The organism is Alicycliphilus denitrificans K601, assembly GCF_000204645.1.
In the GTDB taxonomy this organism is placed as follows: Bacteria; Pseudomonadota; Gammaproteobacteria; order Burkholderiales; family Burkholderiaceae_C; genus Alicycliphilus; species Alicycliphilus denitrificans.
Genome location: NC_015422.1, coordinates 4041138 through 4055652, shown reverse-complemented (window position 1 = coordinate 4055652; position 14515 = coordinate 4041138). Strand labels below are relative to the sequence as shown.

The window sequence follows — 14515 nt, the reverse complement described above, 5'->3', positions numbered from 1 at the left end:
GTTCAGCGCCGCCTGAGCTCGTCCACCGCCGCGTGCAGCGCCTGGCCCCAAGCGCGCCGGTCGCGCCCCTGCGCGCGCTCGGGCGTGCCGAAGTGCACCACGGCGGTGATGCCCGGGGCCGATAGCGTCCGCCAAATGGAGCCCAGAAGGCTTTCGTCGCCGACGAAGCTGGGGGCGAAGCTCGTGGCGCCGCTCTGGCCATCGACGAAGCGCAGGCCCACGGGCTGCACGGGCACGTCGGCGGCCAGCGCGGCCTGCAGCAGGTTGGCATGGAAGGGCAGCAGCTCGCGCCCGTCGCCCGTCGTGCCTTCGGGGAACACGGCCAGCACCTCGCCGCGCAGCAGGGCCTCGTGCATGCTGGCCACCATGCGCAGCGCGTCGCGGCGCGATTCGCGCTGGATGTAGAGCGTGCCCGCGGCCGTGGCCAACGTGCCCACGATGGGCCAGTCCTGCACGTCGGACTTGCTGATGAAGCGGCAATAGCGCGCCGCGTGCATCACGGGGATGTCGAGCCACGAGAGGTGGTTGGCCACGAGCAGCACCGGCCCCGTGCGCGGCGGCCGGCCGTGCAGCTCCAGCGTGACGCCTGCGCAGCGCAGCAGGCCCAGGGCCCAGGCCTGCACACGCGCCTGCTGCTGCTCCTCGGCCAGGCGCGGGAAGCGCAGCGCCACGACCCACAGGCCCAGCAGGGCGTGCAGCAGCATGCGCGGCACGCGCCAGCAGGCGCGCAGGACTCGCAGCATGGATCGGCGTTCAGCCGCGCTCGAAGGCGACCTGGCCGCCAACCAGGGTGCAGCGCACGCGGCCCGGCAGCTCGTAGGACGAGAACGGCGTGTGCTTGCCCTGGCTGGCCAGCGCGTCGGCCTGCACGGTCCAGTGCGCGTCGGGATCGACCACGCACAGGTCGCCCACGCCGCCCTCGACGATGCGGCCCACGCTGGCCTGCAGCGTGCCCAGGGCGCTGCCCAGCACGCGCGCCGGCTCGCTGGTCACCGTGGCCAGCGCGCGCGCCAGCGGCACGCCGCCGTCACGCGACCATTTCAGGGCGATGGACAGCAGCAGCTCCAGCCCGGTGGCGCCGGGCTCGGCCTCTGCGAAGGGCAGGGCCTTGGCGTCCTCGTCCACGGGCGTGTGGTCGGAGACGAGGGCGTCGATGGTGCCGTCCGCCAGGGCCGCCGCCAGCGCATCACGGTCGCGCTGCTGGCGCAGCGGCGGGGTGAGGCGCGCGCGACTGTCGAAGTAGCCGATGTCCACGTCGGTGAGCATGAGGGAGTTGATGCTCACGTCGCAGCTGACCGCGAGTCCCTCGGCCTTGGCCTGGCGCACCAGCTCCACCCCCGCGCTGCTGGAGAGGCGGCACAGGTGCACGCGTCCGCCCGCGGCCTTGAGCAGCTCGAAGATGGTGTGCAGGGCGATGGTCTCGGCCGCCACCGGAATGCCCGACAGGCCCATGCGGGTGGCCAGCGGGCCGCTGGCGGCCACGCCCTTGCCCAGGTGCAGTTCCTGCGGGCGCAGCCACACGGTGTAGCCGTAGGTGGCGGCGTACTGCAGCGCGCGCTGCAGCACCTGGGTGCTGGCCAGCGCCACGTCGGCCTGGCTGAAGCCCACGCAGCCCGATTCGGTGAGCTCGGCCATCTCGGTCAGCACCTCGCCGGCCAGGCCGCGCGTGAGCGCGCCCAGCGGGAACAGGCGCGCCTGGTGCAGCTTCTCGGCGCGGAACTTGAGCATCTCGACGAGGCCCTGCTCGTCGAGCACCGGGTCGGTGTCGGGCGGGCAGACCAGGCTGGTCACGCCGCCCGCGACGGCGGCGGCCATTTCGGATTCCAGCATGCGCTCGTGCTCGTGGCCGGGCTCGCGCAGGCGCGCCGCCAGGTCCACCAGACCGGGCAGCACGAGGCAGCCGCCGGCGTCGATCACGCGGCTGGGCGTGAAGTCCTTGGGCTCACGGTCCACCGCGATGATGCGGCCCGCTGCCAGGGCCACGTTGCATACCTTGTCGAGCCCGCTGGCCGGGTCGATCACCCGACCGTTCTGGATGAGTATCTTCATTTTTTCAAGTCAAATTAGCCTCTAGCGCCCGCCCATCAAGCGCTATAAGCTATGAAAATAGCAGCATTCAAGCCTCGTTCCCCGCCACGATGGACATGACCGCCATGCGCACAGCGATGCCGAAGGTGACCTGCGGCAGGATCACGGCCTGCGGGCCGTCCACCACGGCGGAGTCGATCTCCACGCCGCGGTTGATCGGGCCCGGGTGCATGACGATGGCGTCGGGCTTGGCGTGCAGCAGCTTCTCGGGCGTGAGGCCGAAGCTCTTGAAGTATTCCTGGCTCGACGGCAGCAGCGCGCCGCTCATGCGCTCGTTCTGCAGGCGCAGCATGATGACCACGTCGCAGTCCTTGATGCCCTCCTCCAGGTTGTGGAACACGCGCACGCCCATCTGCGCCATGTCGGCCGGCACCAGCGTGCGCGGGCCCACCACGCGCACCTCGGCCGCGCCCAGCGTGGTCAGGCCGTGGATGTCCGAGCGCGCCACGCGCGAGTGCAGCACATCGCCCACGATGGCCACCGTGAGGTTGGAGAAGTCCTTCTTGTAGTGGCGGATGGTGTACATATCCAGCAGGCCCTGCGTGGGGTGCGAGTGGCGGCCGTCGCCGGCGTTGACCACGTGCACGTGCGGGCCCACGTGCTGGGCGATGAGGTAGGGCGCGCCCGACTCGCTGTGGCGCACGACGAAGATGTCGGCCGCCATGGCGGTCAGGTTGTCGATGGTGTCCAGCAGGGTCTCGCCCTTGGCCGTCGAGGAGCGCGCGATGTCCAGGTTGAACACGTCGGCCGACAGGCGCTTGGCCGCGATGTCGAAGGTGGTGCGCGTGCGCGTGCTGTTCTCGAAGAACAGGTTGAACACGCTCTTGCCGCGCAGCAGCGGCACCTTCTTGACCTCGCGGTCGTTGACGCTGGTGAAGTTGGCGGCCGTGTCCAGGATGTGCGTGACGATCTCCCTGGGCAGGCCCTCGATCGAGAGCAGGTGGATCAGCTCGCCGTTCTTGTTGAGTTGGGGGTTGCGCTTGTACAGCACCGTCAGACCTCTTTGACGTCGAAATGGAATGCGCCGCCCTCGGCGCGGGCCAGCGACAGCAGCTGCGTGTGCGGCAGCAGCACGCGCGCCGCGGCGAAGTCGGCCTGTATGGGCAGTTCGCGCCCGCCACGGTCCACGAGCACCGCCAGGCGCACGCAGGCCGGGCGGCCGTAGTCGAACAGCTCGTTGATCACGGCGCGGATCGTGCGGCCGGTGTAGAGCACGTCGTCGAGCAGCAGGATGTCGGCCCCGTTCACGTCGAACGGCAGCGCCGTCTGCGCGCTGCTAGCCAGGCCGCGCTGGGCGAAGTCGTCGCGGTGCATGGCCGACGACAGCACGCCCGCTTGGCCGGCCAGGCCCAGGTCGCGCTGCAGCCGCTCTGCCAGCCAGGCGCCGCCCGAGGCGATGCCCGCCAGGTGGGTATGGGGCCCGCGCAGCGCGCGCACGCCGCGCAGCAGCTCGGCGTAGAGCGCCTCGGCGTCCAGCGCCAGATGGCCCTGGCGTACGGCGCCCGGCGCCGCGGAGGGAGCAGAACTCATGGCAGATTCCTCAAAAACTGTTCCAGGATGATGCAGGCCGACGCCGCATCGGCATCGGCATCGCCCGCGCCGGCGGCCAGGGCCTCGGTGGTGCTGTAGCGCTCGTCCACCTCGAAGACCTGCAGGCCGAAGCGCCCGCGCAGCTGGCGCGAGAACTTCAGGGCCCGGGCCGTGTTCTCGTGCGGCGCCCCGTCCGGGTGGCAGGGCACGCCCACCACCAGGGCATCGGGCTGCCATTCGCGGATGCGCTCGGCCACCGCGGCGAAGCGCGCATCACCCTCGGCGCGGATCGTGCCCTGCGGCGTGGCCGTGCGCAGCATGCGCGTGCCCACGGCGACGCCCGTGCGCTTGAGCCCGAAATCGAAGGCGAGAAAGGATTGGAAATGCGCGGGAACGGCGGCGGCGGGGCATGTCATGCGTGCCCCGCGTCGCGCGACAGCATCCACGACTGCAGGCCCAGCAGCCCCAGGGCGCGCTCGTAGCGCTCGTCCACGGGGGTGTCGAAGATGATGGAGGCATCGGCATCCACCGTGAGCCAGCTGTTCTCGGCCAGCTCGGATTCGAGCTGGCCCTCGCCCCAGGCCGAGTAGCCCAGGGTCACGAGCACGCGCCGCGGGCCCGCGCCGTGCGACAGCGCCTCCAGCACGTCCTTGGAGGTGGTCATCTCCAGGCCGCCGGGAATGCTCATCGTGGAGGCGTAGGGGGATTCGTCCCCTCCCCCTCCCTCGCCCTCGCCTTCGCGGGGCGCACCCTCGGGCGTGCCGCGCACGGGGTCGTGCAGCACGAAGCCGCGCTCGGTCTGCACGGGCCCGCCCAGGAACACGGGCTGGCGCGTGAGGTCCTCGCGCCCCAGGGTCAGGTCCACCTTCTCGAACAGCCCTGCCAGGCTGATGTCCGTGGGCTTGTTGATGATCAGGCCCAGGGCGCCGCGCTCGTTGTGCTCGCACAGGTAGACCACGCTGCGCGCAAAGGACGCATCCTCCATGCCCGGCATGGCGATCAGGAAATGGTGCGTCAGATTCATGGGCGCGGGCGGGGCAGGCATGCCGCGATTTTACGGCCAAGCCGGCAAGTCAAATGGCCCGGCGGGCGGCAAGCCGGCCGGGCCAGGCGCGTACCTCTGACACCTGTTGTCAGGCGTTTTCCATGGGCGCCGCCAGCCGGGCGTAGTGGCGCACCAGGCTCATGAGCTCCTCGTCGGAATAGGGTTTTCCCAGATAGTGGTTCACACCCAACTGGGCCGCGTGGTCGCGGTGCTTCTGCGCGATGCGCGAGGTGATCATGATGATGGGCAGGTCGCGCAGCGCCGCATCGCCGCGGATGTTGCGCGCCAGGTCGAACCCGTCCATGCGCGGCATCTCGATGTCGGACAGCACCACGGCCGGGCGCTCCTGCTGCAGCCGCTCGAGCGCCTGCAGCCCGTCGGCCGCCAGGGCCACGCGGTAGCCCTCGCGCTGCAGCAGGCGCTGGGTGACGCGGCGCACCGTGATGGAGTCGTCCACCACCAGGACCAGCGGCACCTGGTGGTCCTGCGCCGCGGGCGCCTGCGCCGGCACGCCCGCCTCGGGCTGGACGGCGGCAGGCGCGCGCATGGCGGCGCGCGCCTGGTCGCCATACACCGTTGCCAGGGCCACGGGGTTGTAGATCAGCACCACGGCGCCCGAGGCGAGCACGGACATGCCCGTCAGCCCCGGCAGGCGCGACAGCTGCGGCCCCAGGTTCTTGACCACCACTTCCTGGTTGCCCAGCACCTCGTCGACGTGCACGGCGATGCGCTGCGCGGCGCTGCGCAGGATGAGCACGGGCCGATACTTGCCCGCCGCCTCGGTGCTGCATGCGGACGATTGCAGCAGCGCGCCGGCCCAATAGAAGGGCAGGTTCTCCTGCCCGTCGGAGAACGCGTGCGTGGCGTAGGCGGCTTCCAGCTCGGCGGCGGAGCCGCGGCGCACGATCTCCACCAGGCTGGCCGGAACGCCCAGCGTCAGCCCGCCGGCACGCAGCATGACCACCTGCGTGACGGCGGTCGTGAGCGGCAGCACCATGCGGAAGGCACTGCCCTTGCCGGCCTCGGTCCAGGTCTCGATGCGACCCCCGAGGGCGTGGACCTCGGAGCGCACCACGTCCATGCCGATGCCGCGGCCAGACAGGCCCGTGACCTCAGTGGCCGTGGAGAGGCCCGGCAGGAAGATCAGGTTGGCCGCTTCGGCATCGGAGAGCTGCGCGTCCGCGGGGGCCAGCCCCTGGGCCACGGCCTTGGCGCGGATGCGGGCGATGTCCAGGCCGGCGCCGTCGTCGCGGAACTCGACCGACACATCGTTGCCCTCGTGGCGCAGGGCAATGGTGATGGTGCCCACCGCGGGCTTGCCCGCGGCCGTGCGCACCTCGGGGGCCTCGATCCCGTGGCCCGCGCAGTTGCGCAGCAGGTGCTCGAAGGCCGGCGTCATGCGGTCGAGCACGCCGCGGTCCATTTCGATGGAGCCGCCGGAAATGTCGAGCTTGATCTGCTTGCCGGTTTCCTTGCTCACCTGGCGCACCACGGCGTAGAGGCGCTCGGAGATGCCCTCGAACTCCACCATGCGGGTGTGCAGCAGGTCGCGCTGCAGTTCGCGCGCCTGGCGCCCCTGGGCCACCAGGTCGTCCTCGGCGCCCTCCAGGGCGCGCTGCATGTTGCGCTGTACCGTGGCCACGTCGTTCACCGACTCGGCCATCATGCGCGTGAGCTCCTGGACGCGCGTGAAACGGTCGAACTCCAGCGGGTCGAAGCCCGCCGCCGAATCCTTGGACAGCGCCAGGCGCGACTGCATCTGGGACTCGGCCTGCACCTCGATATCGCGCAGCTGCTGGCGCAGGCGCTCCAGGTTGTCCGTCAGGTCGCCAAGCGAGGCCCGCATCTGCGACATGCGCGCATCCAGGCGCGAGCGCGCGATCACCACCTCGCCCGCCTGGTTCACCAGGCGGTCGAGCAGCTGCGCGCGCACGCGCACCGACTGCCCGCCCGCCACGCGCGGGGGCATGGGCGAGGAGCCCGCAGGGGCAGCCCAGGCAAGCGGCGCGGCCACCGGCGCCCTGCCCTGGCCCGGCGCGGCGGCGGCCGGCGCCGCGGCCGTGGAGGCAGCGGGCGCCGCCGGCGGCGGCTCCACGGTCACGGGCCCGGGCAGCGGCTGCGCGCCGATGGTGCGCAAGGCGTCGAAACCGGCCTGCAGGGCGTCGAAGCTCGACAGCAGGGGCTCGATGTCGGCCGCGGTGACGCCATCGGCGCCGATCTGCTCCACGGCCGTTTCCATGCGGTGGGCCAGCTCGCCCAGCCGCATGGCGCCGGCCAGGCGCGCGCTGCCCTTCAAGGTGTGCAGGGCACGCAGCAGTTCGTTGCGTGCGCCCAGGTTCTCCGGGCGCGCCGACCATTGGCGCAGCGCGGTTCCCAGCGCGGGCAGCAGCTCCAGCGCCTCTTCCTCGAAGATGGGGAAAAGGTCGGGGTCGATGATGTCGAGCGCATCGATGTCGTCGTCGATATCCACCGAGGCCGCCACGGCGCGGGCGATGGCCTCGTCGACCTGCAGCTCGCGTTCGAGGATGCTGCCCAGCGCGCCCTGCTCCGCCGCAGTCCCTGCGTCCGCCTCCTCGCCCGCGGATTCCTCCAGGGGCACCCTGCCGCTGCTGCTCACCTCGATCAGCAGCAGCGCCTGCAGGCGCTCCAGCACCAGGGCATTGGGCTCCTTGAGGAAGCCCGCCGCGAACTGGTGCAGCAGCCGGCGGATGTCGTCGGCCGCCGCATTGAAGACCTGGGCGTGCTCGGGCAGGCCGTGCGGCAGCAATTGCACGTGCTGCAGGGCGTGCTCCAGCGTGCGCGCCATGCCCGACAGGGCGGTGAAGCCCACGGTCGCCGAACTGCCGGCCAGCGAGTGCGCCAGCGCCACGGCCGTGTCCGGCAGCGGCTGATGCAGTTCCAGCGACCATTCCTGCAGCGACGTACACAGGCGGCGCGACCATTCGTCGGCCTCGTTGAGATAGACGTTGTACAGCGGGATGCCGATGCGCAGGTGCTCGATGACCTTGACCGCCTCGTCCGCCGGCGACGGCACGTCGGGCTCCACGCTCCCGGCCGCATCAGCCCATGCGGGCGATGGCTCGAAGGCCGGCTCCGCCGCGGGCTCGTCGGGCTCTGCAATGGGCGCAGCCTCGGCCTGTTCGATGTCGAAGGCATGCGCGGGCGGGGCCTGCGGCTGGTCGTCCGCCAAGGCCTCTTCTGCAGCCACCCCGGCAGGCTCCTGCGCGGGCGACTCCTGGACATCGGCGCCGACCTGCATGGCCTGCTCGAAAAGCGCGAAGTCCACCTCTTCGGCCAGATCCGGTGCGGGTGCGGGCGCCTGCGCGTCGCGCCCGGGGTCGTAGGCGTCGATGCAGGTGTCCGCGAAATCCTGTTGCGGCGCGTCTTCGGCGTCGGGCAGCAGCAGGTCGAAACTTGATATGGCTGCGTCTTCGGGTGCCTGGGCAATGGCCTGCGGCCCGGCCGCGGCGGGCGGCTGCTCCCGTGGCAATTCGCCGGGCATGGCGGCGTCGATCGGCGCATCCGGCGCGACGCCAGCCTCCTCCTCGGCGAGCGGCTGCGCCGCGGTGGGTGCGGCCAATGGCACGAGCGTGCCGTCCTGGCGCATGGCATCGGCCGCTGCGCGGAAGGCCTGGACCTGCCAGTGATCGGCCGTGCCGGCAGCAATGTCGTCCGCCCAGCGGGCGAATGCCTGCAGCGCATCGGCGGACAGCTGCAGCAGCGGCGCCTGCATGGGCTTTTGCTCGGCCAGCCAGGCATTGAGCACCTGCTCCATCGACCAGGCGGCTTCGCCGAATTCGCTCAAACCAACCATCCGCGAGCTGCCCTTGAGCGTGTGGAACGCCCGGCGCAGCGTGGTCTGCTCGCTCAGGTCGCCGGGTTCGGCGTGCAGCGCATCGATGGCTGCCTGGCCGGCGGCGACCACTTCGCGCGCCTCTTCGAGGAAGATGTCCAGGAGCTCCTGCCCGTCGTCGGCATCGGACGCCACGGGCGCTGACGCAGCCGCGGGGGTGGGCAGCTCCAGTGCGGGCGCGGCAGGCGGTTCGGGCACTGCGGGCTCGGGCGGCAGTTCCACGGCCTGTACGCCCGCCTCGGCCTCCGGGGACGCCAGATCTGCCAGCGGGGGTTCTGCCTGGCCCTCGGCCCCGGCGGCCTCGGGCGCGCGCACGCGCCCCATGAGGATCCGCAGCTCGCCGAGCTCCTCGTCATAGACGAAGAGCTTGCGCGCCATGGCACGCTGGTAGCTCAGCATGTCCACCAGAAAGCCCAGCGCGCCCATGCTGTTGCCCAGCTTCTCGAAGACCTGCTGGCGCTCGCCCTCGGCAACCGCGTCGATCAGCAGGCGCTCCACCATGTCGCGCATGCGCACCACCGCCAGCGACGCCTGGTCCAGGCCCAGCACTGACAGCACGCCCCGCATCTGCTGCAGGCTGCCGGGCACGGAACGCAGGACCTCTGGGTTCTCCAGCTGGCGGAAATACTGGTCCATGGACTTTTCGGCTTCCGACAGGGTGGCGCGCAACTCGCCCACCACGCTGCCCATGGTCTGGTGGTCGCTGACACGGCGGTACAGCTCCTCCATCCACGGCTCCAGGGGCTGGGATTCCCCGCCCGCAACTACGCCGTCCAGGCGTTCGGCCAAGCGCGTGGCCCGCTGCGCCATGGCGTCCCCGGCGCCGTCGAGCTCTTCGAGCGACGCCTGCAGGTACAGGACGGCGGTGGCGACCTCCATGGCCAGCGCCGCCGACGGGGGCTCGCCCGAGCGCAGCGTGGCGTCCATGGCGCGCGTCAGGGACTGCGCCAGGCTGTCGCTGTCGGGGTGGAGCTTGCGCAGCGAGTCGCACACCAGGCTGAATTGGTCCGCCGCGGGCTTGAGCTTGTTGCGGTCGCCGCCGGCCAGGGCCGACCAGGTTTCCGTGGCCGCGGCGATGCGCTTGCGCGCCTGCGCCAGGACGGCCGGATCGAACCGGCCGAAGCGCGGCTGGTCATAGTCCACCGGCCGGTGGCCCTGCAGGCCGAAGGCCTCGCGCACAGCCTGCAGGGCAGGCATCCTGGCCGCATCCGCGGCGGCCTGGGCGCAAAAAAACAGCAGGTCCTGCACCAGGCGTTCGCCGATGCCGTCGTCGCCCTTGGCCAGGGTCGCATACTGCATCAGCACGCGCGATGCCACGCGCTTGGCATAGACGTCCGGTTTGAGCGCACCCTGCGCCAGGGCCTCGAAAAACCCGGCGCAGATGCCCCAGAACGCGCGCACCTCGGGCTTTGACTGCGCCGCGGCGAACCCCTGGCAGACGGTCCGCATGTCGGCCGCCGCCGCCGGGTCGGCATTCTTGACGATGCGCAGCACGGCAGAGTCCAGGCGCGCCCGCGCCTCGGGTCCATAGGCCAGGGGCTCCGCCACCCCGGCCGCCAGCTCGATCTCGCGCGGGCGGCGCTCCACCGGCCACAGGTCGGCCGGGTGCACGCGGTCGGCCCCCGCGAGCGCCTGGGAATCCCGGTATTGCGGAAACAAGGCCACCGGCGACACCGCCTTGCCGGCCAGCACGCATTCCAGATACTCGATCAGCGCAAAACTGGCGCGCTCTATCGTCGCCGCGGCCTCGTCGCTGCACAGCTCCGGGCGCTGCACGAAGCGCTGCACTGCACTCTCCATGGCGCGCAGCAACAGGGCCGGCGGCGCCATGCCCACCATCTCCAGCGCCCCGCTGGCCTGGTGCAACTGCTGGCGCGCGATCCGCAGCGGTCCCGCGTCGAGGGCCGCCAGGTCCGATTCGCGGGCGATTTCGGCATCGCGCACGAAGCGGCGCATGGCCTTGACGGCGCTATCCAAGGATTTGCGCAGCTCGTCGAGCACCCATGCCAGCGGCCCGAGGTCTTGCTCGTTCTGGGCCCCGTCGGCGCCTGGTGTGATTACGGCGTCAAGAGATGACATGGATTAGTCCCCGGCTGCTGCCGAGCCAGTTCGTTGATGGAAGTCAGGCGATCTTGAACCGGGCCACCGACCGCCGCAGCTCCTCGGCCATGTGGGACAGCTCGCGCACCTGCTGGGCTGTCGTGCGGGTCCCTTCTCCGGTCTGTTCCGTCACCGCGAAGATGTGCTGGATGTTGTCGGCCACGCCGTTGGCCAGCTCCGCCTCGCGCGATGTCGAGACGGAAATCTGCTCGATCAGCTCGGCCAGACGGCGCGACACGCGGTCGATCTCGGTCAGGGCGGTGCCGGCGCCGTCGGACAGGCGAGCCCCCTCCACCACGCCCTGCGTGGAGCGCTCCATGGCAGCCACGGCGTCCTGGGTATCGGTCTGGATGGCCTTCACCAGCGCGGAGATCTGGCGCGTGGCATCGGCGGAGCGCTCGGCCAGGCGCTGCACTTCCTCGGCCACCACCGAGAAGCCGCGGCCCGCCTCACCGGCGGACGCGGCCTGGATGGCGGCGTTCAGGGCCAGCACGTTGGTCTGCTCGGTGATGTCGGAAATCAGCTCGGTGATTTCGCCGATCTCCTGCGACGACTCGCCCAGGCGCTTGATGCGCTTGGAGGTGTCCTGGATCTGGTCGCGGATGGCGTTCATGCCGCCGATGGCGTTTTGCACCGCCTGCAGGCCCTGGTCCGCCGCCAGCAGCGACTGGCGGGCCACCGAGGCCGATTCCTGCGCCTGGGAGGACACTTCGTTGATGCGCGCGGCCATGTCCAGCACCGAGCGGCCGGTCTCGCGGATCTCGCGCAGCTGCTCTGACGACGTCGCCAGCAGCTCCGTGGACGTGTTGTCCACCTGTTCGGTCGTCTGCGCCACCCGGGCCGCGGTGTTCTGCACGCTGCCCACGAGCACGCGCAGCTCCTCCACCGTGTAGTTCACCGAGTCGGCGATGGCGCCCGTGATGTCCTCCGTCACCGTAGCTTCCTGGGTCAGGTCCCCCTCGGCGACCGACTGCAGCTCGTTCATGAGGCGCAGGATGGCGGCCTGGTTGGCATCGTTGACGCGCTTGGCCTCCTGCTCCTGGCGCCGGGCGTCGCGCTGCAGCGCCTCGGCGGCGTTCTGGCGGTTGCGGCTGTCGAGCAGCTGCACGCGGGCGATGCCCACACCGCACAGCAGCACGAAGAGGCCCGCGACCACCAGGGCCGCGAACTGTCCCGCGCCCACGCCCGACTGCGCGGACAGCTTGCCCTGCAGGCCCTCCAGCTGGCGGCGCAGCGGCTCGCTGTCGGCGACGATGGCCGCCTGGGCCTCACGCGCCGACACCAGCCCCTGCAGGTTGCCCAGAATGGCGCCGGCCTGGGTGCGGGTCTGGTCGAAGAGCTTGATCAGCGCCTGCAGCTGCTCTCGGACCTGCGCGTCGCGCGTAGTGGTCAGCCGCAGCTCGGCGCTGCCGTCGAGCATGCCCTGGGCGATCTCCTTGAAGGAATTCAGATCCTTGCCCAGCAGGAACACAGCCTCGGGGCTTCCCCCCTGGGAGCTCTGGAATTCGTTGGCGGACTTGCCGATGCGCTGCGTCAGCATCACGAGCTGGCCCGCGGCGGAGATGTCGGCCGCGGGAGCGTTGTGCTGCAGCTTCAGCGACGCGATGGTTTCAGCGATCTCCAGCAGGTCGGACGACTGGCTGTTGATGGTGCGCAGCGCATCGCCCACCTGGGTCAGGATCTTCTTCTGCCCCATCACCGCGCCAGCATTGCGCTCGGCACGCTCGACCAGGGGCATGATGGCGTCGAGGTCGGGCCCGAAGGCCTCGCCCAGCGCCTGCACGTCCAGCTCGCCGTCGCCGTTGCGCAGCGCACGCGCGTTGCGCACCAGCACGCCGGAGCTCTCCGCCACGTCGGCAAAGGCCTGCGGGCTGCCCGCCAGGGCCTGCGTTACCGACTTCGCCAGGCGCTGCGACTGCATCAGCGACTGGCCGGTGGCCGTCAGCTGCTGCGCAGAGCGGTTGGCCTGCCGCAGCACCCAGCCGGCGACCAGCGCCAGCGCCAGCAGGCCGATGCCGAGCAGCAGCAGCAAGCGGCGCTGGTGCGCGGTCGCGGTGGCGCTACCCAGCAGGGGCAAGGCCACTAGGTCGTCCTCGGACGCCCCTTCCTCGTAGTACTGCGAGACCCCGCCCACGCCCTGCGCACTGCCCATGCCGTCCGCCTGGTATTCCTGCGACAGCGGGCCGGCGATCATGGAGTCCGCCGCCATGTAGGACGGGTTCAGGTCGGCATCCGGTTCGGCGGGCTTGCGGTGGAATAGTTTTCCAAAGGGATTGACGACGGACATGGTGCAGCCTTACAGAAAAATCAAGCGCTGATGCTGAGAAACGCGGGGTGCCGGGACAGTGCCTGCAGGTCGAGCTCCTGCCAGCGCATACCCTGCTCATCGACATAGGCGCTGCCGAAATACACCGGCGACCCTTGCGCGGACGGCTCGGACGCGACGAACGCCTGCACGCCGCGCAGGCCCGCCAGCCGGTCCACGAGCAGCGCGGCGTTCACCTCCAGGGCGCCATTGAGGGCCAGCACGCTGGACTCGAGCAGCGCCTGCTCGGAACGCGGCTGTACGGCGCCCAGCAGCCCCGCCAGGTCCACCACGCCCGTGAGCGTGCCGCGCAGGCTGGTCACCCCCATGAACCAGGACTGGGTATAGGGGACGGACTGCGCGCCGCCCCACGGGAAGATCTCTCCCAACTGCGCCAGCGGCAGGAGGAAATGCCCTCCGGCGGACTCCACCGCCAGCCAGGACGAAACGGACACGCCCTCGTCCCTTGCCTCCTGCAGGCGCACGGCAAGCCGCGCCTGGAAATCCTTCAGGGCTTCGCGATTGGCCATGGCAGACGCGGCATCCTCAGTTCAGCGCATCGATCTTGGCCTGCAGCTCCGCAGGATCGACCGGCTTGGTGATGTAGCCGCGCGCGCCCTGGCGCATGCCCCAGACGCGGTCCGTCTCCTGGCTCTTGCTCGTGCACATGATGATGGGCACGTCAGCGTACTCCGGGTTGCGGGTGATGGTGCGCGTCAGCTGGAAGCCGTTCTGGCCGGGCATGACGACATCCATGAGGATCAGGTCGGGCTTTTCCTCGGTCAGGCGGCGAAAGGCTTCCTCGGCGTTCTCGGCCGTGCGTACCTGCATGCCTTTTTTCTGCAGCAAGTCGGTCAGGTACATCAACTCCGTTTTCGAGTCGTCCACAACCAGGACTTTCCGGATCGGCATCACATGGCTCCTTGTTGCGCATTTCCGAATTGCTGTACGGCCTGCAGCAACTGGTCTTTGGTGAATGGCTTGGTGAGGTATTCCTGGCAGCCGACCATGCGGCCGCGTGCCTTGTCGAAGACGCCGTCCTTGGACGACAGCATGACCACCGGCGTATCGGCGAAACGGGCGTTGCGCTTGATGATGGCGCAGGTCTGATAGCCGTCGAGCTTGGGCATCAGGATGTCGCAGAAGATCAGCTGGGGCCGGTAATCGTTGACCTTGGCCAGGGCGTCGAAGCCGTCGTCCGCGAGCAGCACCTCGTGGCCGCCCTGCTTGAGGAAGATCTCGGCGCTGCGCCGGATGGTGTTGCTATCGTCCACCACGAGGACCTTGAAAGTGGAACCGGTTGTCGTCGTAGCCAATTTCTCACTGCTCCTGAGGGAACGAAAAACAACGCAGGCCGCGGCCGCGCCTCATATTTCGACCATCTCGAAGTCCTCTTTGCGTGCCCCGCATTCGGGGTATGTCCAGCTCTCGGGGACATCCGCCCAGCGGGTGTCGGGCGCAATGCCGTGTTCGGGCGAGCCCACGGCCTCGTCACATACCCAACCGCAAATCAAGCACATCCAAGTTCGTGGGTCGGTCACGCCACAGCTTAAGGGGCCTTCACATAGAATGCAACGATTGTATCTAGTCATGA

General features: G+C 70.2%; 12 protein-coding genes. All 12 read right to left on the bottom strand.

What is annotated here, in order from left to right; genetic code table 11:
* Window positions 1–2: 2 nt before the first annotated feature.
* The 12 genes from ALIDE2_RS19305 to ALIDE2_RS24690 all read right to left on the bottom strand — a co-directional run bounded on the left by ALIDE2_RS19305 (window position 3) and on the right by ALIDE2_RS24690 (window position 14462).
* Window positions 3–743 (bottom strand): lysophospholipid acyltransferase family protein, encoded by a 741-nt coding sequence (locus ALIDE2_RS19305; RefSeq protein ID WP_013722953.1) that lies wholly within the window; start codon window positions 741–743, stop codon window positions 3–5.
* A 10-nt stretch (window positions 744–753) separates the two neighbouring features.
* Window positions 754–2049, bottom strand: coding sequence for a dihydroorotase (locus ALIDE2_RS19300; RefSeq protein WP_013722952.1), 1296 nt, complete (start codon window positions 2047–2049; stop codon window positions 754–756).
* Between the two features lie 67 nt (window positions 2050–2116).
* Window positions 2117–3079: an aspartate carbamoyltransferase catalytic subunit gene (locus ALIDE2_RS19295; RefSeq protein WP_013520422.1), complete on the bottom strand. Its 963-nt coding sequence runs from the start codon at window positions 3077–3079 to the stop codon at window positions 2117–2119.
* Window positions 3080–3081: 2 nt separating this feature from the next.
* Window positions 3082–3618, bottom strand: coding sequence for a bifunctional pyr operon transcriptional regulator/uracil phosphoribosyltransferase PyrR (gene pyrR / locus ALIDE2_RS19290; protein ID WP_013520423.1), 537 nt, complete (start codon window positions 3616–3618; stop codon window positions 3082–3084).
* On the bottom strand, window positions 3615–4034 hold the full coding sequence (ruvX, locus tag ALIDE2_RS19285) for a Holliday junction resolvase RuvX (RefSeq protein WP_013722951.1): 420 nt from the start codon (window positions 4032–4034) through the stop codon (window positions 3615–3617). Before ruvX ends, pyrR begins: the two co-directional genes overlap by 4 nt.
* Window positions 4031–4663 carry a YqgE/AlgH family protein gene (locus tag ALIDE2_RS19280; RefSeq protein ID WP_013722950.1) on the bottom strand — a complete coding sequence of 211 codons (633 nt, stop codon included), beginning with the start codon at window positions 4661–4663 and terminating at the stop codon, window positions 4031–4033. Before ALIDE2_RS19280 ends, ruvX begins: the two co-directional genes overlap by 4 nt.
* An 88-nt stretch (window positions 4664–4751) precedes the next feature.
* On the bottom strand, window positions 4752–10595 hold the full coding sequence (locus tag ALIDE2_RS19275; RefSeq protein WP_013722949.1) for a hybrid sensor histidine kinase/response regulator: 5844 nt from the start codon (window positions 10593–10595) through the stop codon (window positions 4752–4754).
* A 43-nt stretch (window positions 10596–10638) separates the two neighbouring features.
* Complete coding sequence (locus ALIDE2_RS19270; protein WP_013520427.1) at window positions 10639–12903, bottom strand: methyl-accepting chemotaxis protein; 2265 nt, start codon at window positions 12901–12903, stop codon at window positions 10639–10641.
* A 20-nt stretch (window positions 12904–12923) separates the two neighbouring features.
* On the bottom strand, window positions 12924–13451 hold the full coding sequence (locus ALIDE2_RS19265) for a chemotaxis protein CheW (RefSeq protein WP_013520428.1): 528 nt from the start codon (window positions 13449–13451) through the stop codon (window positions 12924–12926).
* Window positions 13452–13467: 16 nt separating this feature from the next.
* The gene (locus ALIDE2_RS19260; RefSeq protein WP_013520429.1) at window positions 13468–13833 is read right to left on the bottom strand and encodes a response regulator; all 366 of its coding nucleotides are present in this window, start codon (window positions 13831–13833) and stop codon (window positions 13468–13470) included.
* Window positions 13833–14237: a response regulator gene (locus ALIDE2_RS19255; protein WP_013520430.1), complete on the bottom strand. Its 405-nt coding sequence runs from the start codon at window positions 14235–14237 to the stop codon at window positions 13833–13835. Before ALIDE2_RS19255 ends, ALIDE2_RS19260 begins: the two co-directional genes overlap by 1 nt.
* A gap of 51 nt (window positions 14238–14288) precedes the next feature.
* The gene (locus tag ALIDE2_RS24690; RefSeq protein ID WP_013722948.1) at window positions 14289–14462 is read right to left on the bottom strand and encodes a rubredoxin; all 174 of its coding nucleotides are present in this window, start codon (window positions 14460–14462) and stop codon (window positions 14289–14291) included.
* Window positions 14463–14515: the final 53 nt, after the last annotated feature.

What these genes read in the sequence shown, in the direction of transcription:
- ALIDE2_RS19305 (WP_013722953.1), bottom strand. Translation starts at nt 743, where the DNA reads ATGCTGCGAGTCCTGCGCGCCTGCTGGCGCGTGCCGCGCATGCTGCTG.
- ALIDE2_RS19300 (WP_013722952.1), bottom strand. Translation starts at nt 2,049, where the DNA reads ATGAAGATACTCATCCAGAACGGTCGGGTGATCGACCCGGCCAGCGGG.
- pyrR (WP_013520423.1), bottom strand. Translation starts at nt 3,618, where the DNA reads ATGAGTTCTGCTCCCTCCGCGGCGCCGGGCGCCGTACGCCAGGGCCAT.
- ruvX (WP_013722951.1), bottom strand. Translation starts at nt 4,034, where the DNA reads ATGACATGCCCCGCCGCCGCCGTTCCCGCGCATTTCCAATCCTTTCTC.
- ALIDE2_RS19280 (WP_013722950.1), bottom strand. Translation starts at nt 4,663, where the DNA reads ATGCCTGCCCCGCCCGCGCCCATGAATCTGACGCACCATTTCCTGATC.
- ALIDE2_RS19275 (WP_013722949.1), bottom strand. Translation starts at nt 10,595, where the DNA reads ATGTCATCTCTTGACGCCGTAATCACACCAGGCGCCGACGGGGCCCAG.
- ALIDE2_RS19270 (WP_013520427.1), bottom strand. Translation starts at nt 12,903, where the DNA reads ATGTCCGTCGTCAATCCCTTTGGAAAACTATTCCACCGCAAGCCCGCC.
- ALIDE2_RS19265 (WP_013520428.1), bottom strand. Translation starts at nt 13,451, where the DNA reads ATGGCCAATCGCGAAGCCCTGAAGGATTTCCAGGCGCGGCTTGCCGTG.
- ALIDE2_RS19260 (WP_013520429.1), bottom strand. Translation starts at nt 13,833, where the DNA reads ATGCCGATCCGGAAAGTCCTGGTTGTGGACGACTCGAAAACGGAGTTG.